Below are 20,949 nucleotides of genomic sequence, written 5' to 3'. Positions count from 1 at the left end.
CCCAGAGATCCAGATGTCCGCCGATCCGGAGAAATCATGTCCGCCAGCCCGGAGCCAAATGTCCGCCCAGCCGGATTATCACGTGTCCGCTAGCACGCACCGGGTTATCTGTCTCCGGCCGGGTGCTCGGAGCAGGTCGAATAGTAGTCAGCTTCGTACTCGACCGGTGGTCGGCGGCCGAGCCGGTGCATCAGTCTGGAGTGATTGAACCAGCTGACCCATTCGTGAGTGAGTAGCTCCACATCAGCCAACCGATGCAGAGGACCGCGCCGGAACGGCGAATCACCCCGCACCGCCTCGGTCTTGTAGAGCCCGATCGTGGTCTCGGCGAGCGCATTGTCGAAGGCGTCACCAACCGAGCCGATCGACGGCCGAAGACCCGAAAGCATCAGTGTCTCACCGAATTTCACAGATGTGTATTGCGACCCCGCGTCGCTGTGGTGAATCGTGGACCCGGCCCACGGACGTCCCTGACGCCGCCGCAACGCGGCGGCCTGCCGGATCGCCGACTCCACGAACGCGGTCTGTTTGCTGGTCGAACATTCCCAGCCCACTATCCGCCCTGCGTAGGCATCGACGACGAACGCGGTGTAAACGAACCCGCCACCGGCCAGACGCACGTAGGTGAAATCGGCGACGACCAGCAGATTCGGGGCAGGAACCCGAAAATTGCGGTCGACCAGGTCTGCCGCCCGCGTCCCTGCGGGATCGGCTTCGGTGGTGCGAATCGCTCTGCGCCGCACCACACCACGCCAGCCGTTGGCGCGCATCAAACGCTCCACCGTGCAGCGGGCCACCGGGATTCCCTGGCGTTGCAGGTGGCCCCACATCTTCTCCGCGCCGTAGAGCGATTCGGGTTTGCGGCGACCGTGCTCGTCGGGTTCGTAGTAGCCGGCCAGGATTTCGGTGATCGCGGTGTCCCACAGCGCCCGTTTCGACGGCGGCCGCGACAACCAGGCATGGAACGTTCTCGGGGCGATTTTGCAGCCGTGCGCGGTCAGCGCACGGCAGATCGGAGCGACCCCGAACCGAGCTCGATGCTCAGCGATGAACGCGCAGACTACTTCTGTCGCGGGTCGCTCGCCCGCGCGAAGAAACTTGTTGCCGCCGAGAGTATTTCGATCGTCTGCTCCAGCTCGGCGATCTTTCGTTTCTGCTCGCGGATGATCCGCTGCGCCTCGCTCGACACGCCATCGGCCTTGCCCTCATCGACCTCGGTCTGGCGGATCCACTTGCGCAGCGTCTCCGCGGTCATCCCCAACCGGGACGACACCGCCTTGATCGCCGCCCACTCGGTGGCGTAATCGTCGCGGTGATCGACGACCAGCCGCACAGCCTTGGCCTTGATCGTTTCGTCGTACTTCGATGGCATGATCTGCCCATCCTCTCAAGGTAAGAGGTGGGCACGAAACACGGGGCGATTCAGGGCCGTCGAAGTAGTTGGAGGCGTCGTTGGGGGCGTGGTGTTGTTGGCGTCGTTGTTGTTCGGCGGCGGTTTGGGTGGGGGTGAGTTGGGTGCGTCGGTGTTGTTCGGATTGCAGCTGGTCGAGTTCTTGCTGGTATTCGGCCTTCAGTGTGTCGGCATAGGTCGGCTCGGATGGTGTGGTGGGTGTTGGCTGGTGTCTCGGCTCGGTGATGGGTTGGGTCAGGATGTGTTCCCAGTCCTCGGTGGGGCCGGCGAGTAGGAGCGCGTCTCGTTGGGCGTTGCGTGCGGTGGTGTGCGCGGAGTTTCGGGCGTGGATGCGGTGCTGTTGTTCGGTTTGGAGGGTTGTGATCTGAGTGTGGAGCGCGCGGCGTTGACCACGTCGATAGGCCGGTGTGGTGTCGAGTGTGGTTCGGGCGTGGTCGAGTTCGGTGGTGATGGCGTGGAGTGATTGTTCGGCCGCACGGAGTTCGTTGATGCTGCTCTGCGCATCACGGATAACCTGTTTGGCTGCCTGCTGATGGCGTGCGGCCGCCTCGGCGTCGCGTTCATCGTCGTCGGGGGCTGGGGTGTATGGGCCGTAGATGATTGCGTCGGTTTCGGCGAGGGCGATGTGTAGGTGCAGTTCGTCGATGTGTTGTTCGAGTTCGGCATCGGTGAGCATTCCCAGCGCGTCGAGGGTGGGTTCGGTGGCCGGTTCGACGTCGGGGGCATGGTCGACGGCTGCGGCACTGCGGGGCTGGGGCGGATCGGTGCTGGTCTGTTCGGTGGTGTGTTCGTCGAGAACTGTGTGCTCGTCGGCGGTCCGGGTTGGTCTATCGCGGTCGCTGATGTTGGGTGTGGGTTGGAGTTCCAGGCGTGACCAGAGTGCGGCGGCGGGCATTTCATCGGGGAGTGGTCGTAGGGCCGCGGCGTCGCTGAGGAGTGTTTCGATGTCGATTCCGGCGCGGTCGGCGTGGTCGATTTTGTCGGCGAGGGTCGGCCAGTAGGGGTCGCTGGTGATGCGTTCGTCGAGTTGTTTGGCCAGTGGTGACCATCGGTTGACGGGGAGATGGATGTCGCCGATCGCGTCGATGACGCGGGCATCGAGCAGCTGCTGGTGTTCGCGTTCGAGCGCGGGATAGCGTGGTGGTCCGGTTGGGCGTAGGTCGCGGTCGTCGATGTGTAGGGACGCCCGCCAGACTGCGAGCTCGGCGAGTAGTTGGCGGTCGCTACCGATGAGTGGCCGCGCCCAATGCGGTGCGGTTGTCGAGGACCAGGTAGCGGTGTCGGTGCGGATCTGGTCGGCGAGGTCGGTCACGATCTGTGCTCGGGCGGACAGCTGACCGGAGTCGATGTCGTTGAGTGCGTGGGGTAGTCCGCATGTCCACGGCAGCGGCCCGGCACCACACGAATGTGTGCCCGTTGGATCCAGTCGCCAATCCAGAACTGCGGCAGCATCATCGGCGGTATCGAGTTCCCGGCTCGCGGCGGCGGTGTGCAGTGCGGCGATCGGATCGCGACCGGTCAGTGCGATTGTGGCCAGGTGCTGGCGCAGTATCGGGTAGGCGGGGGCGTCGGTGAGCCCGGTATGCAATGCTTCCGCGGCGGTGTCGAGCTGCGTGAGCGCGTCTGGGCCGAGGGCATGTTCGGCGGCGAGGCCGATCGCGTCGAGATAGATATCGACCGCGCGGCCGATCCGGCGGTAGGGATCGAGCGCGTCCCGTAGTTCGGTGTGCGCGGATTTCTGTGCGTCGTCGCGGCTGAGGATGCGCAGCAGTACCTCCACCGCGGTGCGCGGAAATACTGCTGGTTCGGTGAAGAAAGAACCTTCGCTGGCGTCCAATGTTGTTGGTAGGTAGCAGTGGTTTGCGTGCACGCCGCGAGTCATCGCGACGTAGAACTGCGCGCGGCTTTGGTATCCGGTGAGCGCGACGTGACACGTATCGGCGGTGATGCCTTGCGCGGAATCGATCGTTGTCGCGTACCCGAGGCGCACATGTGCGGTCACATATTGCGGCGGAAGTGTGACGGTATGGCCGAGTTCGCGACGCGAACGCAGGCGCGTGACGGTCAGACTTCCGTCGTCGTGAACGTGGGAAACTATCCACCGGTTACGTTGCGAACCCAATCACCATCGGCAAGACGCAGTCGTGGATCGTTGCGGCGGGTGGCGATCGTGTCACCGACCGATGCGCACAGACCATCGGCCAGTGCGCATTCCGACCCGAGCGAGGTACCGGCGCGGGCGATTCGATCGGCGCGGGCGCGTTGGTTGAGTTCGCGCACGATGTCGTGGGTGGGGGCGAGCATGATGGTGTCGCGGCCGCTCGAGTGGTCGGCGATCCATCCGATGTAGGCGTCGTCGTGGGTGGTGGCGTGGCTGCCGGAGTGGATGCGACGGTGGTCGAGATAGAAGCCGAGTGCGGCGGGATCGCCTTCGCGGAGAAACAGACTGGCGGATGCTTCGGCTGGGGAGGTGAAGCGGACGACGTGGTCGAGGGTGAGGTTGTGGGTGTTGGTGGCGTCGTTCATGTCGGTGTGGGCGCCGCCGGCTTCGATCGAGGGCAGCTGCTTCGGGTCACCGAGGCAGCGGATCGTCGCGTCCCGAGTAGCTAGGAACTGCAGCAGGCGTAGGCGTTTGAGGTTCCCGACTTTGACGTGTTCGTCGATGATCACCAATGTGTTCTGGTCGATCTGCAATACCATTGCGGCAGTGACCGGTTCGGGTCGCTGTCCCGGGTTTCGGGGGTGCGGCGTGTGAGGACGTCGAGGAGCTTGTCGATGGTCTCGACGCGTGCGCCGATCGACTCACCCAACACCGAGGCGGCCGCGGCGGTGGGAGCGAGTCCGAGGACGGTGCCGCCGCTGGTGTGCCATGCGTCGGTGAGCACGCGCATGGCCGTTGTCTTCCCGGAACCGGCGGGTGCGTCGACGGTGCGTATGCGCAGATCTGAGGTGGCGAAGCCCTCGACGACCGCGATCTGACCGGCGTTGAGTGGCCTGTCCGGATTCGCGCTGTTATAGGCATGAACCGCTTGCGTGACAACAGGTTTCGGCAATTGACGGCCACCGGGCTGCACCGCCAGGTCGATCAACTGCTGTTCGGCGCTCAATACTTGCGCGGAGGTATAGATCTGGGAGCCTGCGGTGGTGTATACGCTGGAGCCGTCGCGACGGGCGAACATCACCGACACCGCGCGCAGTCGCGGTTGATCGGTGATGTCGGGATCACCGCGAGCGATGGCCGATGTCGGTGACAATGCCTGCGCCACTACCGCTTCGGCGACGCGTTCGCAGTCCTCGAGGCGTATCTGGCCACGGAGTTGGCGTTCGGTTTCGCTGCGGATGTGGTGGCGTTGCCAGGTCGATCGCTGTGCTGAGATCGTCTCGAGGACGTAGTCGGCGGTGCGTTCGATCCATGCGGCATCGGCCACTGGGCGCGCGCGGTGCGGTGGGTGCAGCACTGTGGAGACCATGCGTGCCAACGCTTCCTGGCTGCCCAGCAGTGTGACGGCCTGGGTTCGCCAGTCGGCGCGCTGTTCGGAGAGTGTGCGTAGTTGTTGCTTGTCTGAGCGGGTTTCCAGCGTTGCGCGGTCCATCAATCCGAACAGCTCCGTGGGTATGGGTTCGCGTCCCCACTTGCGTTGGAAGGCTGTGGTGAGTTGCCCGAGTCGCTGGGTGATCTCCGCGTCGCGCTGGGACCAGAACTGGTTCAACCGTTCAGGGATGCCGACGATTTCACGGATCCGACGTTTCGACGGGTCCACACCGGGACGTTCGGCGAACTCGACACCGACCATTTCTTCGAGATGTATCTCCAAACGAGTGTTGTAGATCTCGGAGACAGTGACGATCGCCTGGTACCCCATCGCACCGTCCAGGGTGCGCCACCGTCCATCGGTGGTGCGGACACGGTTGGCGATAAGTACATGCGTGTGCAGGTCAGGGTCACCGGCCCGGCTTTCCCGATGCGCGAACCGGGCCGCGACCAAGCCATCGACATCCACTTGGCGGACACCGTTGCGGCCCAGCCGCGTGTACGTTGCGTTGTGCTCCAACCAGCGCAGCGCGTCATCGACGGCAGCATGGTGGGCGGCCTCGACCTTCTCCGCGACCTCTCGAGGGGCGACCGCCCATAGCGTCGAGACGCTCTTAACCGGACTGAAGGTGATGTCGAAACCGGCGACGGCTGTCGTCTGTGGTCGTGAGCTGCGTGCCACCCACCCCGACAATTCACGTACATCTATGGGTGCGCGACCGTAGTGTTCGGTGAACATTTTCGTCGCGATTGTGCTGCGAATCTGCGCGCGTTCGTCATCGGAAATAGCTTCATTAGGGTCCGACCCGCGCGCGATATTGTGTGCTTCGTAGGCTTGCGCGCACCGTTTCCGGAATTCATTGACATCAAAATAGACGCGGAAAGGATGCCCCAACCGTGACGCATTATCGGCTGCGCGCTCGGCGTCTTTGAGTTTGGCGCCTTTGTCCTGGCGAGTCCCCGATATCGAGTCCGCCCGGAGATAGAGCCGGGTGGTATTCGATCCAGGTTTAGTTGATGTCGCAGGCCACGGGGTGGTGGGTGTGGCTGCAGCGGGCAGCGTACTCGGCCGGGGTGAGATAGCCCAGTGCCGAGTGACGGTGCCGATGGTTGTGCTCGGTCTTGAAGTCGCCGATGACCACCCGGGCCTCGAGCAGGCTCGTCCAGTGGTTGCGGTTGAGGCACTCGGCGCGCAGCCGCCGGTTGAACGACTCGATGTAGCCGTTGTTCCACGGAGTCCCGGGCGGAATATAGGAGATACCCACTCGGTCGGCGCAGAACTGTTGCAGCGCTGCCGAAATCATCTCTGGCCCGTTGTCCATGCGCAGCACCATCGGTGGGCCGCCGCGGACGGTGAACACCTTCTCCAGCTCGGTCACGAGCTTCTCGGCGGTGATCGAGCGTTCCACCAGGTGCAGCAGCGACTCGCGGGTGTGCTCATCGATCATCGACGCGATCTTCACCGCCTTGCCGTCGACGGTCGAATCAAACTGGAAATCCAACGCCCACACCACTTTCGGTGCGTCGGCGTCGATCCTGGGCACCGAGGAGGCGCCGGCCCGCTTGCGTGGTGAGTGCGCCCGCACCTGCAGACCCTCCTCTTTCCACAACCGGTGCACCTTCTTCTTGTTCACCTCCCGGCCGTCGTCGTGGCGCAGCGCCGCCCAGGCACGACGGAACCCATGGCCGGGATGTTTCGTGGCATAGGCGCGCAGCCAGGCCCGCAGATCAGTGTCCGGATCGGCCGGGGTCGCCGCGACCGGGACACGCCGATAGGTGGCTCGGGCGAGCCCAACAACCTTGCACGCGAACCGTTCCGACAGACTCTGAACTTCTCTGAGCATGTCCACGGCGCGACGCTTGGCAGCCGGGCCTAGAATTTTCCCTTCGCGATCTCCCGCAACGCGTCCTTCTCCAACTCCGCATCGGCCAGCAGCCGCTTCAACCGCGCATTCTGCTCCCGCAACTCCTTGAGCTCCTTAGCGGCGTCGGTGTCCATGCCACCGAACTGGCGGCGCCAGTTGTACAGCGTCGCCGCCGACACACCCAGCTCGGCGGCGATCTGTTCGCCGGTCTTGCCTTCCGTGGCCAACTCATCGGCGCGGCGCAGCTTGCGCACGATGTCCTCCGCGGAATGCCGCTTGCGACCAGCCATGATGTTCATCGTCCCTTCCAGCCCTAACCAGGGCCAACAGGACTCTAATACCGAGCGGTCTCATTCATCGGGGACGGGCCAGTCCATCTCCTCGTTGAACACGCGGTCTTCGATCTGGTCGGCGTTCGGGTGACGACCCAACCCGTACAGGGCTTTCATCTGTTCTTCAGTTACCTCGTCGCCGGGCTGAATCCCCAACGCGACCAAGCCTGCACCGTGCCAGCGCCCCGGTGACTCACCACGCGTCGAGTAGTAGTCGGCCAGGCTGGACCGGCCGCGAGCCGATGCATCATTCGCGGCGACATTGCGGAGGTAGTAGAGGTAGCCGTTTCCAGCGACAACCTTATGAAGTGTCGCGGTCATACCTCCAGGAAGCACGACATCTGCTATAAAAGCTAGGGTTGAAGCGCGCCTATTTAGTGGCAAATCTGCCAAAATCCCTGGTCGTTATCTAATCGTTATCTTCGATGCAAAAGGTCTGCCTGTTGTAATTGAGTGTGGAGGGGAATTTGAGGGTGTGTGGATATTTATTCTGTTTAGGGATTGGTTGCGGTGTTTGGGGTAGTTTGCGGGGAGGGGTGGATATGTGTTGTGGATTCTGGGCATGGGCCCGCTGTGGCGGGCAGAGTGCATGCCCGTGTCGAGCTCGAGTGTGGTCCGAGGCGGCGTTGCCGTCGATCGGGGAGTTCGAGATCGCCGGTGTTGATGCCGAATCCGGCGAGCAGCGGTTCGCGTTGACCGATGCGTGCGCGGTGCTGTTCGAGGATTGTCGGCCGGTGTGGGGTTCCCTCCTACAAGGGCAGCGCAATCATGTGGGCCCTTGGTGGACGGTCACGACCGGAAGCCTGGTCGGGTACGAGTCGTGGTTGGAGCGGGCCCGCTTCGCCGGCGCCGCCTGGTTCGCCCAGCACCGCTGCGGCGGCGACGCCATGCTCCACCACCGCAGCCTCGCACCAGTCATCCTCCGCGACTGGGCGCAACCCAACATCCTGTTCGAAAGCGCGATCTCGGCGACGGCCACAGTCCACTAGGTCGGCATCGACCGCGGCATACGCGCGACCGGCTTTGCGGTTCGATCGTTCGACTTCACCCGGCCGCACCCCGCACCAACGGATTACCTCGACACCGCCACCCGCTCCCTGGCTGGAACGAGCCGAACCACACCAGCAATCGACACCGCGGCCGTGGTCGGGCAGCGAATGCCCTACTTCACTCCCAGCCCACGCCGCCGACGACAGCTCAAATTCCGCTGAAGACGTGACAGCTGTGTCACCTCACTGTCGAGGATGCCTCAATGGTCCAGCTGAGGTCGTGGCTGGAGAGGGTTTCGAGGAAGTCTGCGGGATCGAATGCCTGCGCCGGGGTGAGTACTCCGGCGGCAGCGTCGCCTGCTGCCAATCGCCGGGCTGCTTCGACCGCGGCGACGGCGGTTGTTCCGTAGGTGTCTCGGCCTCGGATGACTCCCCGTGTCTGCTGACCCTGGTGGTCCACGGCGTCGAGCAGGTAGGTGAATTGCTGCTCGGCGCGGTCGTGCTCGGTCGGGCCTGCGGGAAGCCCTGCGATCAGTTCCGGCGTGATGGGTGTTTCGAGGCTGGCCTTCAAGGTTGCCTCCAGCAGGCTTTCGACATGCTCGACCTGCACGTGCCGGGGAATGGTGACTACCTCGCACGTCGGCAGCGCCGCCATCGCGACGGACTCGCCGTCGGGCAATGCGATTCTCTCGCGCCGGGCCGGGATCCCGCTGCGCCAGGCACCGTTGTCATATGTCAGCCCGCCTGAGCGCATCGCGTCCATCGTCGCCAACGCCGAGCGCAGCGATCCACGTGAAAGACCGGCAGCACCGGTGATGAAGTGGCTGACAGTGATCTCCGCCAGCGGCCCGGTCTGCTCGGCGATCAGGTGCGCAAGCAGGTCGCCCGGCAGGCAGCCGTCGTTGACTGCCGGCACTACCGTGACACCCGCACGCCCGGCGTCGCCGCCGAAGGAATCGAAAACGCCCTTCACAAACAGTTGCTCGCCCGCGGTGTCGACGTAATGGGCGCCGGCGGCGATCGCAGCATCGACTATCACCGCGCCGGAGGTGGTGAATGGTCCCGCACAGTTGATGACGACATCGCTACCCGCCAAAGCAGCAACGAGAGCGGCGCGGTCGTCGAGACCGGCCACCCGGCGATCGGCGTCGGGAATTCCGACCTCGGCGGCGGCGGATTCCAGCCGCGTGTGATCTCGACCGACGAGCCGGACCTCTACGCCATGGCGGGACAACTCGGCAAGGGTGAGCTTGCCCTGATAGCCGGTTGCGCCGTAGACGGTGATGAGCATGTCAACTCCTGTGGCTTACGATTCCGCTGCATGATCAGCAGCAATACGAACCTAAAGCCACCCCTCCGCGACGTTCAATACGTCAGAATCCAAGATTTATACGAATCTGTCTCGATCAAATCTTGATTTGATAGTTTTGATGTCGTGGATCCTCTTTCTGACGTGGTGGCCGCGATGCGGATCGGCGAGCCTCATTCGGGCCGGGTCAGCCATCACCCGCCGTTCGGCTGGCAGTTTCCCGCCTTCGATGCCGCAGGATTCCATGTGGTCCTGGCAGGCACCTGCTGGTTCCTGCCCCCCGCCGCCGACCCGATCGCGCTGCGGCCGGGCGACATCGTCCTGCTCCCAGGAGGATGCACCCATGCCCTGGCCGACGATCCGGCCACGCCACTACGTCCTGCTGCTACATCGCTGCGCCGGGTGAACCCGCGACCGTCCCGACCGGACACCGCATCCACACCACGACCGGAGACTGTGCTGCTATGTGGTGCCTACCTTCTCGATCGAAGCCGGTCACACCCGATGCTCGCCGATCTGCCCGAGGTCATCCACCTGCCCGCCCCGGAAACTCGCCACACCCCGGTCGGCGCGATCATCGATCTCCTCGATAGCGAACTCGCCGCCGATGAGCCCGGACACGATGCCATGCTCCGCTCGCTGCTGGATGCGCTACTGCTACACATCCTGCGCCGCTGGCTCGACCGCCAAACCGACACCGGGTGGTCAGCCGCGCTACACGACCCAGCCATCGCCGCAGCGCTCTCAGCGATCCACGGCTCGCCCGGGCACGGCTGGACCGTCGCCGAACTCGCCGTGCACGCCGGGGTTTCGCGGGCCAGCTTCGCCCGCCGATTCACCGACCTGATCGGCCAGCCACCCATCGCCTACCTCACCTGGTGGCGCATGACCCTCGCGGCTCGGCAACTGCGCGATACCGACACCCCACTGACCGTCATCGCCCGAGACGCCGGCTACGCATCCGAATTCGCGTTCGCCCACGCGTTCAAAAACGAATTCGGCCAGCCACCAGGCCAATTCCGAAAGACGAACCGGTCGAACCCGATCCCTGGCTGGAACGAACCGAACCGCGACAACAAGCCAAGCCGAGGCGGTGGTCAGTCTGCGAACGGCCCTACTTCACGCGCCGCCCGCGTCGACAGCGTAAGTCCTGAGACACGGACCGAGCGGATGACGCCGGACGGCGGCGACGGCAAGCACACGGACCAGAAGTTCACACATTCCGCAACCTAGGTCTGGACAATCGGATCCACCGAAACGGCATCCAAGATTTCGGATCGCAGGTCAGCGAGTTCACCCACCGCACTATTCATTCGGAACGGACATGGATATTTGGTTTGTTTAGGGATTGGTTGCGGTGTGCGGGGGTGGTTGCGGAGTTCGGACATAGGTTGCGGGTTCTGGGGGCACAAAGGACCGCTGTGGCGGGCAGGCTGCGTGCTCGTGCAGAGGCTGAGCGTGGTCGGCGACGGCGCACCGCCGCCGGTCGAGGGCTCGACGTCGCCTTGTCGATGCCGAGTTCGGTGGGCCGCGGTCTGCGCTGGTGCCGTTGGAGTAGTGTCTGCAGCCGGGGGCTGGGACACCTGTTGTGTGAGATCTGTTCGGAACCTCATAGAGTCGCGAGATCTCTCGAACTTCAGGAGTCATATGAACGTGACGACAGTCCTGACCCTGGCCGTCGGTCTTCTTTTCCTTGTGACTGGCGCGGTGAAGCTCATCGGGTTACGACAATCGCTCGAGATCCGTGATCGCCTGCGCATCTCTCCTGTTCTGTGGCGTCTGACAGGGGCGCTAGAGGTGGCCGGAGCCCTGGGCGCAGGGCTCGGCATTTACTTCAGACCGGTGGGGATAGCCGCGATCGTCGGCCTGGCTGCCCTGATGATAGGAGCAATCATGGCCCGACTCCGGGTTCGCGACGCCGTCTCGGCGGTGACGATGGATGTGGTCGTACTCGGCTTCGTCGCAGCTACATTGGCCCTCACCGTTGTTGCCTGAATCTTCCTCGACGGAGCGAGAAGCCGAGGATTCAGGGCCAGACCAGACGGGCGAAGGTGGGATGCAGTACCCGGTTGCCCAAATCCGCAAAGTAGGTCCGAACGCGCGGGCAGCCCAACTGTCCGCACAACCTTTCGGGCCCCAGGTCAGCCAGTCGCTGTCCGCAAGGTTGAACCGGAACGGACAGATATGTCCTGTCCGGGTCTAGGTTTCGGTGTTCGGGGTTAATTTTCGTGGGTGGTTGCGGAGTTCGAACATAGCTTTCGGGTTCTGGAGACGGGGGATGGGGTTGGCCGGCCCATTGCCCGCTCATGTCGGGGATGAGTGTGGCGCCCGGCGATGCGTCAGCGCCGCCCCACGACGACTCGACGTCCGGGCGGCAAGGAAGTGGCCCTGCGGCCAACGCGCTCGAGTTGACGGTGGTCGAACGCGTGCGCATCACTGCACCATTCTCCGGCTCGACGCCCACAGCCGTGTAGGTCGGCAATTTGACGAAGCTCAACCAAGCGTGCACACTGCTCTCATTAGAGAGCGACGCTCTCGATGAGTCGCGGGAGACGGACATGCAGGAAGTCTGGAAATGGGCCAACCTCACGCTGGCATTCGGGATGGAGTTGGTCGCGCTCGGGGCGCTGGGACTGTGGGGCTGGAAGACCGCCACTGCGACTCCAGTCAAGCTCGTGTTGGCTGTGGGCGTGCCACTCCTCGCGGCGCTGGCCTGGGGCCTCTTCGCGGCGCCGCATGCGACATTCGACAACCCACTGCTCGCGGTCGTCACCAAGGTCGTGGTTTTCGGCAGCGCTGCGGTCGGACTGTGGGCCGTGAGCTACCGAGCAGTCGCGGTCGTCTTCGTCGCCGTCCTGGTAGCGAATCTGCTGGCAATCAGGTTTGGGCACCTGACCTCGTGAGCACGCCGCGAGTTCAGGAGATCTTTGCGCGAGGGGGTGCGGTGACAAGTGCGGAACCCAAGCCTCGCCGCTCCGCCAGCGCCGTCGACGATGCCGATCATGTGTCGAACAGCTGGATGTGGACGTAGCGGCTCGACGCGTCCCGCTCGTCCACGATGACGATCCGGTTGATCGACTTTCCATCAGGGCGTCGGTAGAGGTCCTGGGCCTTCAGGGTCGACGGTGAAGTCTCCAGGGAAGGCCCCGCGATGGCGGTCTGGGCCATGCCGAAGACTTTGGTCAGCGGCGCGGAGAATTTCGATGTGGTCAGCAGCAGGGTAAGACCCTGGGGATCGGCCGATAGCGCGAGCTGGTAGAGCGTGTCGATACCGCGTTCGGATCGGGCGCCGAGCAGGGAGACATTCTCCGGGATGACGATTCCGCCGAATTCGGAAGCCGCCCTGGCGATGTCGGTGTCGCTCGCGGCCTGGGTCGACTGCGACCGTCGGCCGCCGTTAGGTGTTTCGCTGCTGCAGCCGGTCATGCCGACCGTCACGGCCATGAGGCCGGCGACGACACAGGCCAGCGTCACCTGCCGGATTCCAGGCGTTGGGTACCTCATCGGGTGGGATCACTCCTCTCGTCGTCGCGGCCGCCGGGCGCACCTGGCAGGTTCACCGGTCCGTTCGACGGTACTGTCCCCTCGTACCGCCGAACCTCGCTGGATCCTGCGATGTCGTACTCCCGCGCCAGGCTCGCCGTGTGTAGCGCTCCCAATGCGCTTGTCCGAGACAGTGATACCGGCGATTTCGGTGCTCTTGTCACCGTCCCAGTTGTAGCGGTCGTGCACGTGCAGTTTGTACTCGGCGGTGATGCTCGGCTGGGCACCGTCGGCCGGTTTGTGCACTGTCATCGGGCTCGAAATCATCGGGGAAGGAGTCGAAACCGCCGAAGCCGCACGGACCTTGCTCGATCTCGGCTGTCACCGCGCCCAAGGATTCCTGATCACGAGACCGCTGCCCGCCGAGGAGATCGAAGCACACCTGAACACGATGCAAATCCCGTTCAACCTCGAACACCGCCCGAAGCGGTAGCTCCGAATGACGGAGTGACGATACACACCGAGCACGGTGTTGGCCTTTGTCGTTCGCCACGTATTGTCGGCCGCCATTGTGTGGGTCCGCGAGGTTCTGAAACAGCGCAATCGAACCGACGAGCCGACCAACCTTACGGCTGTGGTGGAGGAAGGCGAGGCGAATGCCGGCACCGAGCTCGACTGTGTTCCGGTTGCGGCGGAATCCGGCTGCACGGGCGGGGACGTTCCGCGGCAGCGCGGGTTGTCGAGGGAGAACTGTGCGAGGCGATCGACCACCATGCCTACCGTCTCAGTGTGCAGGTCGGCAGACTCATACGCCGGTTGGCTTCTCCGCAGTCTGCTGTGCGGGTCATGGTCTTCCGAAGCCGATGATCTGGATTTCGGTGCTTCGATAGCAGATCGCCACGACCGCGCCTGGTACTGCCAGTGGCGCAGTAGTTGTCGGTTGCCTGGTCCGGCATGCTGCGAGTTTCTCTCAGTGGGTCCGCCGCTGACTACCGCACCGGAACAGGTCATTCAGCGACTTCGGCTGACGGGCAAGGGAACCTCGCACTGATCAGTACAACACCGTGTGGTTGAGCGAGCCGGGTCGGAGGTGGTGTTGCGTCGCGTGACGCAGCGAGGTTGACACCTATTGGGATGATCGTTACGTTCCAGCCATGAGTGATGGGGGAGCTCCAGCCTTCGGCGCAGGCATTTCCGTTGTGCCGGAAAAGGTTAGGGCGGTCGGCCAGTACACCTACGAGCTAGCGGAAGCCTTGCAGTCCGCACTGCGGTCCGCAGCTCAGGACGTCGCCTCTCTGCTCGACGGGAGCTGGTCCGGCGGCGCGGCGACCGACTTCTCTGACGGGTGGTCCGAGGTCTGCGATGGGGGAGGTCAGATCATCACGGCGTTGCAGGAGATGGCTGAAAAGCTTGGCGTTTCCGCCCAAACCTACGAAAGCGCCGACTGGTCCAACGCATCAGCGTTGAACACCTCGGTATCCGGTCTGGAACTGCCGTGAGCGAGTTCACCGTCGATGTCGACCACTTGGACCAGATCGTCGCCAGGCTGTTCGCCCTGGCCGGATTTATCGGTGATCACCTTGACGACATCGACGACAAGGTAGCGACACTCACCGGCACGGGCTGGGAAAGTGTTGCAGCCCAAGCATATTTCGACGCCCACACGAAATGGGCCACAGCGGCACGGGAATTCGCTGAGGGCGTCCGCGACATGAGCGACGCCGCTCGTAAGGCGCACGCGAAGTACGTCAACGCTGCCGAGGTCAACAAGCAGATGCTCAACGGCGGGTAACGCCCGTGGGAGCGTGGACCATCGACTCCGGCGTCTACTTCGATGCGGCCAAGAAATGCCAGCTTCTCGCCGGCGACATCTCTCTCGCACTGGGTCCGTTGCTGTCCAAGTTGGTCCATGAGTGCGGCGGAATGGCCGGCAACCACGAGAAGTCCGCAGCATGGATCAACGCTTACGACCAGTACGCCAGCGACATCGTCAAATTGACAGCGGCCCTGGCGAACGCACTACAGCGATACGGCGATGTGCTTGCCGCCACCGGCTACAACTGGTGGCAGTCTAACCGCTCCACCACTAGCGGCACCGAACCGACACGTCCAACAGAGTCCGAACTGCTGTACGACACTGGGATGGACCTCCCCGCTACTGCCAAGGGAGACAACGGAGCCGGGATCGACAGCCCGATCACGGGCCTACTCGAGAAGGTCGGCAAGATCCCCAACGGGGACCTCACCAAGTCGCACACTGCCGCAGAGGCGTGGAAAACGTTCTCCGAGCACACGACTATCACCGGGGCCGCGGAGCGGATCAAGGGTGTCAATGCCAAGTTCACCGGCAGCACCGACCCGAACATCATTGCGATCGAAGAGAAACTGTCAACGCTGCAGAAGGCCGCGGAACTGTTGGCTCAGGCGGCGAAAGCGTTATACGGGCCGGTCCAGGGACATTACGAGGCTCTCGACAAGATGCGCTCCGATATCCAGAAGGCTGTCTCCGACGCCAACAAGGAGCTCGCCGCATCGCTCGTTGTCACAATCGCGGTCGTCGGTGTCCTGGCCGTCGTAACTGGTGGTGCTGCCGCTGGGCCTGCCGCCGCTGGTGGCGCCGCGGTGACCACAGAAGTCGTCACGGCGGCGGCGGCGGTTATCCGCACTGCTGTTCATGCCAGTGACCTCATCCACATCTACGAAGCGGTCACCTCCGTCAGTTCTGCTGGCTCGGGCGTGTTCTCAGCCATCCCCGACCTGTCCCAGGGCGGTACCAAAGCAGCCCTGGAGGGCATCGCGGCAATGACCGTCAAGCTGACCGATGGTGGCAGTAGCGGGAACCAATGGGACAAGGTGGAGGGGGCGAAGCCGAACCCGGCGAACATTACTATTTCTCAAAAACGGCGGATTCATATCCTCGACGGCGACGGGAGCGACGACATCAACGGTGGTGGGCACGCGCCCGGGACTGGAATGCCCAATAAGACCGAGTTCCCCGACACCGATGACTGGGAAGACGACAAAATCATCGACCGAATAGTCGACGTCGCGAAGAACCCGGACCAGCCGCCAGTCCTCCAGGACAACGGCAACTGGAAGGTCAACGGCACCCGCAACGGCGTCCAGATCGAAGTCATCGTCGCTCCCGACGGCTCAGTCGTGACCGGCTACCCGACCGGCGGTGACGGGGTAGTCAGGAACGACGCGAATGGCAACCCGATCAAATAGGCTAGGAGAGCGATGAATCCGGACAGGGCGGCACGAGAAGCGCGAAAACGTCAGCGAGACCCACAAGCCATCGAAGCCCGTAACCGTCGGCTCAACAAGATGAGCAAGGACTCGCGAGACCTCCTCGAGAGCGTCGCCGACCGCCTGCCTTCTGACCTGGTCGAAAGCTACCGGACCTATAGCAACGTGGGTGAGTGGGCGATGCTCGTCGACGTGCTGTGCGCCAGTCTCATCAAACGCCGGATCCCGGTCACTGAAGCGGAACGCGATGCCGTGGCAAACGTGCTCGGCCAGTTCAATCCCCCAGTAGAGGGATACCGCTACCTCAACGACCCCCAAGGCGTGCTTTCTGAGCTCAACGTGGTCACTGCGTAAAATTCTCGGGATCCGATTCGGATGGAACTGGACAACGGACCACCCTCATGATCATCAAGTACGCCCGGATGCCGTATGGGAGCGAAGAGCGGCGGCACCGAGTGGATGAACGAGCTTCCTGTCCGCTACAGGGACGGGGAGCGGGGATTCGACCGACGGATCATGCAGGATCTCGCCGCAGTCGGTGTTCCCTGCTACGCGCTGGGTGATTTATCCAACGGCGCCGGACGATCCCGCAGGACATCCCGATATTCATCGACTGGGTGGCCAATCTCGAGACTAGGATCCTGGGGCCGGAAAACCGAGCACCGCTCCTCGATTCGGTCCGGACTCATCCGCAATCTGATCGACCCCGCCGCCCGCGGCAACGAGGAGGCGATCGATCTGCTGATCGCTCAGGTCCGTCACCGGCCACCGATTCCGGAGCGGATGCAGACCTGGGCTTGTGACGCTTTGCGTCTGATCGCGGGGTCGAAAAACTTCGTACAGATTGCGAAACTACTCGAGGAATTGCCGGAGGGGACCGCCATTATCCCGCTGGTCGAGTACCTCGGCAAGGTCAAGACACCCGAATCCCGCGATATCGCGTTGAAATACCTCGACGGGCCTGCGCGTGGAAAAGCGATCAATGCGCTGGTTCAGATGAAAGCCACTGGCGTTCGGCACTTGATCGAACCGCTCGTCCATGACCGAGCTCCCGCTGTGCGCAAACAGGCTCAGCGCGCGCTGGAGAAGCTGTCATCGTGACCGGGTAGCGCCGCGCGTCAACGCGTCGGAATCGACTGGCAGAGTGGGGCCTGTCCAGTGGGCGATTACCCCAAGCGCTACCGAACATCGTTGCCCAGACATTGTTTAGACGCAGGCTAGTCGGAACATATTCTGCGCCTGTGGGTTTGGTCATTGCCGGTTTCCGGTCGTGTGCCCGCGCCAGGTCCGTAGCAGCGTGCGGTGGTTGCGCCGGCGGAGGTGTTGTCGTTGCTCAGGACCATGAGCACGATGACAGTTATCAGCGGATAAGTGCCAGCGCTGCCAGTCGAAGGCGGCGCTCCGATTGTGAGGTTGCGCCGGAATCCGGCTGCATGGGCGGGGGCCGTTCCAAGTGGCCGCCCAGCGGATCCAGTACGACTCCGTGAGTGAGGTCGTCGTCCGAATATCTGCACACCACCGTCTATGAGCCCTTGGCCGGGGTCCTGCGGCGCTCGGCAGCGGCGCCGGCACAGGTACGCCACTGGGCCGGGGGTGGCCGGTTTGTCCGGTGCCAGGGTGTCGGTGTCGATCGTCGCGTTGTATTCGGCAACGGCGGGGGGTAGCGGATCTGGCGTTCGTCGCGCCGCGGGCCGGGGCACGGTGGTCCGGCTCGGGCCGGGCTGTGCACACTGCCGTGGCTGGGGTTCGTCCCGGAAGAGGTGACTGGGGCGCCGCCACGGTCGCCCTGGTCAGAAAACGGCGGGCCGAACGGCCCGCCGTTCTGGGCTCGGCGCTGATTGCGGCTCAGTTGCCGGGGTTGGCGTCGCGGTCGTGGCTGGTGGGGTGGCCGTCCTTGTCGTACCACTGGCCGTTCGCGTCGCGGGTCCAGCCTTCGAATTCGGTGCCGATCAGGCTGTCGACTCCCCAGCGTTCCCCCAGGCCGAGTGAGGGGGATCGTGCGGGTTCGGGCGGGGCATTGCGGCGTTTCTCATTGAATGCGGCGAGCATCTCGTCAGCGCGCGCCAGTTCTTCATCAGAAGGGATCAAGCCTCGTGCTTTCGTTTCCTCGCGACTGTAGAAGGTGAAGCGGCTGACTTTTTCCGAGCCCGGTTCCGGCATGGGTGTATCTCCTACAGTTCCTCGTCGAACGGGTACCTGTCGCGTAACGCGGACCGGTCGCCGACAAAGTAGTTCAGGACGAGGTCATCGGCGACTTGGACCAGCACATCGCGACCTTCCACCACGGATGCCCACTCCATCGGCAGGCCGGACACACCATGAGCTGCGCCGATCAGGTTGCCGGCGACCGCACCGGTGGAATCGGAGTCACCGGAATGATTCACCGACAACAGCAGCGCTGCCCGCACATCGCCGGTCCGGACGGCGTGCAGGGCGCAGTACACCGCGATGGCCAGGCACTCTTCGGCGATCCACCCCGCGCCGACCTGCTCAACCTTTTCAGCGGTCGCCACGCCCTCGGACAGCTCGACAGCTCGGGTCAGTGCCGCCACGGTTTCCGCACCTGCGGGAAACGCAGCGAGCTGAGTAATGGTCTGCTGCACAGCAATCGGCAGTTCGACACCGCCCACAACACGATCAATTAGTGCCGCGAACGCACCCGCGGCCAGATATCCCGTGGGATGCCCGTGAGTCAGCTGCGCGCTGCGAGCGGCCGTGGTGAATGCGAGGTCTGGGCCCGCCCCGGCCAGTCCGAACGGTGCCGACCGCATCACGGTGCCGCAACCTTTCGAGCCCGGATTCACGGGACCGGGTTGGTCGAGCATGTCCGGGGCGAGATACCCCAGTGCCTGCCTGTTCAGCCCGGACATACAGGCATTCCCGGGTGCCCGCGCCGCATACAGAAACGGTTGACTGGCCAGCCAGCCGTCACTGTCCAGTACGGCAGCATCGGGTGTCTGGGTGTGCAACCAGCGCAGATACGCTCTGCGCAGCGCTGGCACCGGGTCAACTCCCGGAACCGACCGCAGCAGGCCCTCCGCGGTGAACAATGTCATCTGGGTGTCATCGGTAATCTGTTGCGGCGCACTCGCGTCGTGCTGAGGCAGAAAACCTTGCACCCCGTCGGCTCCATACCGTTGGCGAATCTGGGCCAGTTGTAGGAATTCGATAGGCCACCCGAGCGCGTCGCCGATCGCCCCACCCAGCAGCGAACCCCGTACCCGGTCGAAGACCGGCGTGTAATCACCCACGGGACAACATCATTGCGCATCCGGTTGGCACAAACACCACCCAGCCACACCCGAGGGCCCGCGGGACATCCCCTGACCGTGCGACAGTACGGAAATCAGTATGTACCGACAGTCCCGCAACGGTCATGGAAATTCATGGACTTCGACAACGTCGAGGCCTACAGACCGGGCGGCGGTTTCGAACATTTCCTGCCACTGGTCCACGTCGGTGCTGTCTATCAGGGCATCAGGCATGACCTCGACGCTGATGGACCACTGGTTTTCGCCGTCGCGCCACAGCTTGGCCAGCTCCGAGGCATTTCCGCCCGCGCCGAGCTCACGTGAACCGAACTGTATGGCCTCGGGGTCATCGAGACGGCCGCGGCGGCTCAGGCCGAGGGTATCACGCAACTGTCCAGTCGATCGTCGTCGAGGTTCCCCGAAAGGGTCAGCAGCAACCGGCGTTTCGGCCTGGCCGGGAGTTTCGGCTCTGTCGCCGATGCCGCCTGGTTGGGGGTTGGTTCCAGTCCCAGCAGGGGAAGGGCGAGGTCGGCGTTGCCCTTGTTCTCGTTCCACGCCCTATAGGCCAACTGCGCCGGTGCAGCGATCCCGAACGCATCCCGCAAACCGGAGGTGATCATCGCCGCCAGCCGATGGTATTCGGCCCGTAGCGCGGGCCACCTCACGTTGTACGACCAGTTCCAGCTGTCGCGCCCGGTTGGCGGCTGCCAGCCCAGATCAGTGATGTGCTCAAGGCCCGCGGCATCGGCCCGCACCTCGGGGTCGAGCATGCCAGGACCGGGTAGCTCGGCGTACAGCTCGGTATCGGTCTGATAGAACTGCGCATACCGGCGTCGATCCGGGTTCGGTACACGCTCCCGTATGGACACAACCGCACCTGCGGGCAGCGACGCCAACTGGGCGGCCAATCGATCCGTGAACTCGTCCCAGCCGGTCATAACCGTTCTGCCTCGGCGAGCGCGTCTCCCTCGTCATCGAGAGCCAACTGCTCGTTGGGCACCAACTCCAGGTTCACCACGTTTGGAAGCGCTGTCAGCGCGAGAGTCTGCTGCGGCCCGGCCCACCGCACCTGGGGGTATTCACCCGGTATTCGGGTGGTCGGCTCACCGAGTGCGCCCGTGAGCGCGCGCGTCATCCGCACGAATGCATCCCACACGCTGTCGGCCTGATCGGAATCGCTGTCGGTCACCGACTGCACGATGTGATGGGCTTGTCCGTCCCAGCCGTCGACTCCACCGCTATCCATCCCGAACTCAACGTCAACGCTTACCGAATGTGGGCCGATCCGCTCGATGTGCCAACCGAATTCCGCGGCCAGTTCCGGCACGTCAGCCAACTGCCACGACCAATCCAGCGACCGCAATCGAAGCGCCAGCTCGATAATCTCGGTGTCGTCCAGCGTCCGCCAACCCGTCATGACCCCGCTCTATCGTTATTCTCGAACACGGCCATTCCGCGCCTGCCCACACTGTCACGTTCACGCGCCCTGGCCTGATCCGTCAATTTCGGCTCGCTGGTCGACGGGTGT

General features: G+C 63.8%; 22 protein-coding genes. 10 read left to right on the top strand and 12 right to left on the bottom strand.

Going from position 1 to position 20,949, the window contains the following annotated elements:
* Positions 1 to 104: 104 nt before the first annotated feature.
* The 5 genes from ACIBG0_RS29085 to ACIBG0_RS29065 all read right to left on the bottom strand — a co-directional run bounded on the left by ACIBG0_RS29085 (position 105) and on the right by ACIBG0_RS29065 (position 7,461).
* A protein-coding gene (locus tag ACIBG0_RS29085) for an IS3 family transposase (protein ID WP_397036610.1) occupies positions 105 to 1,372 on the bottom strand; the annotation gives its coding sequence in 2 pieces (ribosomal slippage) (positions 105 to 1,099 and positions 1,099 to 1,372; 1,269 coding nt in all).
* Between the two features lie 2,133 nt (positions 1,373 to 3,505).
* Entirely contained in the window at positions 3,506 to 4,111 is a 606-nt protein-coding gene (locus ACIBG0_RS29080) for an AAA family ATPase (protein ID WP_397036608.1), read from the bottom strand.
* On the bottom strand, positions 4,078 to 5,838 hold the full coding sequence (gene mobF, locus ACIBG0_RS29075) for a MobF family relaxase (protein ID WP_397036606.1): 1,761 nt from the start codon (positions 5,836 to 5,838) through the stop codon (positions 4,078 to 4,080). The genes ACIBG0_RS29080 and mobF overlap by 34 nt, the downstream gene beginning before the upstream one ends.
* 115 nt (positions 5,839 to 5,953) lie before the next feature.
* Positions 5,954 to 7,098, bottom strand: a protein-coding gene (locus tag ACIBG0_RS29070; RefSeq protein ID WP_397036604.1) for an IS3 family transposase whose coding sequence is annotated in 2 segments (ribosomal slippage) — positions 5,954 to 6,831 and positions 6,831 to 7,098 — 1,146 coding nt in all. Because the reading frame shifts where the segments join, the coding sequence is not laid out codon by codon here.
* A gap of 60 nt (positions 7,099 to 7,158) precedes the next feature.
* On the bottom strand, positions 7,159 to 7,461 hold the full coding sequence (locus ACIBG0_RS29065; RefSeq protein ID WP_397036602.1) for a relaxase domain-containing protein: 303 nt from the start codon (positions 7,459 to 7,461) through the stop codon (positions 7,159 to 7,161).
* 287 nt (positions 7,462 to 7,748) lie between these two features.
* Between ACIBG0_RS29065 and ACIBG0_RS29060 the strand changes: the two genes are divergently transcribed.
* The gene (locus ACIBG0_RS29060; RefSeq protein WP_397036600.1) at positions 7,749 to 8,129 is read left to right on the top strand and encodes a hypothetical protein; all 381 of its coding nucleotides are present in this window, start codon (positions 7,749 to 7,751) and stop codon (positions 8,127 to 8,129) included.
* A gap of 238 nt (positions 8,130 to 8,367) precedes the next feature.
* On the opposite strand, the gene ACIBG0_RS29055 is transcribed toward ACIBG0_RS29060, so the two are convergent.
* On the bottom strand, positions 8,368 to 9,420 hold the full coding sequence (locus ACIBG0_RS29055) for a saccharopine dehydrogenase family protein (protein WP_397036598.1): 1,053 nt from the start codon (positions 9,418 to 9,420) through the stop codon (positions 8,368 to 8,370).
* A gap of 144 nt (positions 9,421 to 9,564) precedes the next feature.
* Between ACIBG0_RS29055 and ACIBG0_RS29050 the strand changes: the two genes are divergently transcribed.
* From ACIBG0_RS29050 to ACIBG0_RS29040, 3 genes are all read left to right on the top strand, one after another.
* A complete protein-coding gene (locus ACIBG0_RS29050; RefSeq protein WP_397036596.1) occupies positions 9,565 to 10,671 on the top strand; it encodes an AraC family transcriptional regulator in 1,107 nt (368 codons plus the stop codon).
* Positions 10,672 to 11,085: 414 nt separating this feature from the next.
* Entirely contained in the window at positions 11,086 to 11,433 is a 348-nt protein-coding gene (locus tag ACIBG0_RS29045; protein WP_397036595.1) for a DoxX family protein, read from the top strand.
* 563 nt (positions 11,434 to 11,996) lie between these two features.
* On the top strand, positions 11,997 to 12,341 hold the full coding sequence (locus ACIBG0_RS29040) for a YrdB family protein (RefSeq protein WP_397036593.1): 345 nt from the start codon (positions 11,997 to 11,999) through the stop codon (positions 12,339 to 12,341).
* Positions 12,342 to 12,438: 97 nt separating this feature from the next.
* Here the strand turns inward: ACIBG0_RS29040 and ACIBG0_RS29035 are convergent, their stop codons facing one another.
* The gene (locus tag ACIBG0_RS29035; RefSeq protein WP_397036592.1) at positions 12,439 to 12,942 is read right to left on the bottom strand and encodes a hypothetical protein; all 504 of its coding nucleotides are present in this window, start codon (positions 12,940 to 12,942) and stop codon (positions 12,439 to 12,441) included.
* Between the two features lie 250 nt (positions 12,943 to 13,192).
* Here ACIBG0_RS29035 and ACIBG0_RS29030 point away from each other — a divergent pair, with 250 nt between their 5' ends.
* The 6 genes from ACIBG0_RS29030 (at position 13,193) to ACIBG0_RS29005 (ending at position 17,271) form a co-directional block, all read left to right on the top strand.
* On the top strand, positions 13,193 to 13,414 hold the full coding sequence (locus tag ACIBG0_RS29030) for an EAL domain-containing protein (protein ID WP_397036590.1): 222 nt from the start codon (positions 13,193 to 13,195) through the stop codon (positions 13,412 to 13,414).
* 661 nt (positions 13,415 to 14,075) lie between these two features.
* Complete coding sequence (locus tag ACIBG0_RS29025) at positions 14,076 to 14,420, top strand: WXG100 family type VII secretion target (RefSeq protein WP_397036589.1); 345 nt, start codon at positions 14,076 to 14,078, stop codon at positions 14,418 to 14,420.
* Positions 14,417 to 14,713 (top strand): WXG100 family type VII secretion target, encoded by a 297-nt coding sequence (locus ACIBG0_RS29020; protein WP_397036587.1) that lies wholly within the window; start codon positions 14,417 to 14,419, stop codon positions 14,711 to 14,713. The genes ACIBG0_RS29025 and ACIBG0_RS29020 overlap by 4 nt, the downstream gene beginning before the upstream one ends.
* A 5-nt stretch (positions 14,714 to 14,718) precedes the next feature.
* Positions 14,719 to 16,149, top strand: coding sequence for an EndoU domain-containing protein (locus ACIBG0_RS29015; RefSeq protein ID WP_397036585.1), 1,431 nt, complete (start codon positions 14,719 to 14,721; stop codon positions 16,147 to 16,149).
* 12 nt (positions 16,150 to 16,161) lie between these two features.
* Positions 16,162 to 16,524, top strand: coding sequence for a hypothetical protein (locus ACIBG0_RS29010; protein WP_397036583.1), 363 nt, complete (start codon positions 16,162 to 16,164; stop codon positions 16,522 to 16,524).
* A 75-nt stretch (positions 16,525 to 16,599) separates the two neighbouring features.
* Positions 16,600 to 17,271 carry a HEAT repeat domain-containing protein gene (locus tag ACIBG0_RS29005; RefSeq protein ID WP_397036581.1) on the top strand — a complete coding sequence of 224 codons (672 nt, stop codon included), beginning with the start codon at positions 16,600 to 16,602 and terminating at the stop codon, positions 17,269 to 17,271.
* 744 nt (positions 17,272 to 18,015) lie between these two features.
* Here the strand turns inward: ACIBG0_RS29005 and ACIBG0_RS29000 are convergent.
* The 5 genes from ACIBG0_RS29000 to ACIBG0_RS28980 form a co-directional block, all read right to left on the bottom strand.
* Positions 18,016 to 18,330, bottom strand: coding sequence for a hypothetical protein (locus tag ACIBG0_RS29000; protein ID WP_397036580.1), 315 nt, complete (start codon positions 18,328 to 18,330; stop codon positions 18,016 to 18,018).
* Between the two features lie 11 nt (positions 18,331 to 18,341).
* Positions 18,342 to 19,421: an ADP-ribosylglycohydrolase family protein gene (locus ACIBG0_RS28995; protein ID WP_397036578.1), complete on the bottom strand. Its 1,080-nt coding sequence runs from the start codon at positions 19,419 to 19,421 to the stop codon at positions 18,342 to 18,344.
* 123 nt (positions 19,422 to 19,544) lie between these two features.
* Positions 19,545 to 19,811 (bottom strand): hypothetical protein, encoded by a 267-nt coding sequence (locus tag ACIBG0_RS28990; protein ID WP_397036576.1) that lies wholly within the window; start codon positions 19,809 to 19,811, stop codon positions 19,545 to 19,547.
* The gene (locus ACIBG0_RS28985) at positions 19,790 to 20,359 is read right to left on the bottom strand and encodes a TY-Chap domain-containing protein (RefSeq protein ID WP_397036574.1); all 570 of its coding nucleotides are present in this window, start codon (positions 20,357 to 20,359) and stop codon (positions 19,790 to 19,792) included. Before ACIBG0_RS28985 ends, ACIBG0_RS28990 begins: the two co-directional genes overlap by 22 nt.
* Positions 20,356 to 20,838: a DUF6301 family protein gene (locus ACIBG0_RS28980; protein ID WP_397036572.1), complete on the bottom strand. Its 483-nt coding sequence runs from the start codon at positions 20,836 to 20,838 to the stop codon at positions 20,356 to 20,358. Before ACIBG0_RS28980 ends, ACIBG0_RS28985 begins: the two co-directional genes overlap by 4 nt.
* Positions 20,839 to 20,949 lie beyond the last annotated feature (111 nt).

The organism is Nocardia sp. NPDC050630, from assembly GCF_044457245.1.
GTDB lineage: Bacteria > Actinomycetota > Actinomycetes > Mycobacteriales > Mycobacteriaceae > Nocardia.
This window is presented reverse-complemented; position numbering and strand designations above follow the sequence as displayed.

Bases quoted from the DNA above. Each gene is read 5' to 3' on its own strand.
- ACIBG0_RS29080 (WP_397036608.1), bottom strand. From the start codon at position 4,111: ATGGTATTGCAGATCGACCAGAACACATTGGTGATCATCGACGAACAC.
- ACIBG0_RS29065 (WP_397036602.1), bottom strand. From the start codon at position 7,461: ATGACCGCGACACTTCATAAGGTTGTCGCTGGAAACGGCTACCTCTAC.
- ACIBG0_RS29055 (WP_397036598.1), bottom strand. From the start codon at position 9,420: ATGCTCATCACCGTCTACGGCGCAACCGGCTATCAGGGCAAGCTCACC.
- ACIBG0_RS29045 (WP_397036595.1), top strand. From the start codon at position 11,086: ATGAACGTGACGACAGTCCTGACCCTGGCCGTCGGTCTTCTTTTCCTT.
- ACIBG0_RS29040 (WP_397036593.1), top strand. From the start codon at position 11,997: ATGCAGGAAGTCTGGAAATGGGCCAACCTCACGCTGGCATTCGGGATG.
- ACIBG0_RS29035 (WP_397036592.1), bottom strand. From the start codon at position 12,942: ATGAGGTACCCAACGCCTGGAATCCGGCAGGTGACGCTGGCCTGTGTC.
- ACIBG0_RS29030 (WP_397036590.1), top strand. From the start codon at position 13,193: ATGCTCGGCTGGGCACCGTCGGCCGGTTTGTGCACTGTCATCGGGCTC.
- ACIBG0_RS29025 (WP_397036589.1), top strand. From the start codon at position 14,076: ATGAGTGATGGGGGAGCTCCAGCCTTCGGCGCAGGCATTTCCGTTGTG.
- ACIBG0_RS29010 (WP_397036583.1), top strand. From the start codon at position 16,162: ATGAATCCGGACAGGGCGGCACGAGAAGCGCGAAAACGTCAGCGAGAC.
- ACIBG0_RS29005 (WP_397036581.1), top strand. From the start codon at position 16,600: ATGGGAGCGAAGAGCGGCGGCACCGAGTGGATGAACGAGCTTCCTGTC.
- ACIBG0_RS29000 (WP_397036580.1), bottom strand. From the start codon at position 18,330: ATGCCGGAACCGGGCTCGGAAAAAGTCAGCCGCTTCACCTTCTACAGT.
- ACIBG0_RS28985 (WP_397036574.1), bottom strand. From the start codon at position 20,359: ATGACCGGCTGGGACGAGTTCACGGATCGATTGGCCGCCCAGTTGGCG.
- ACIBG0_RS28980 (WP_397036572.1), bottom strand. From the start codon at position 20,838: ATGACGGGTTGGCGGACGCTGGACGACACCGAGATTATCGAGCTGGCG.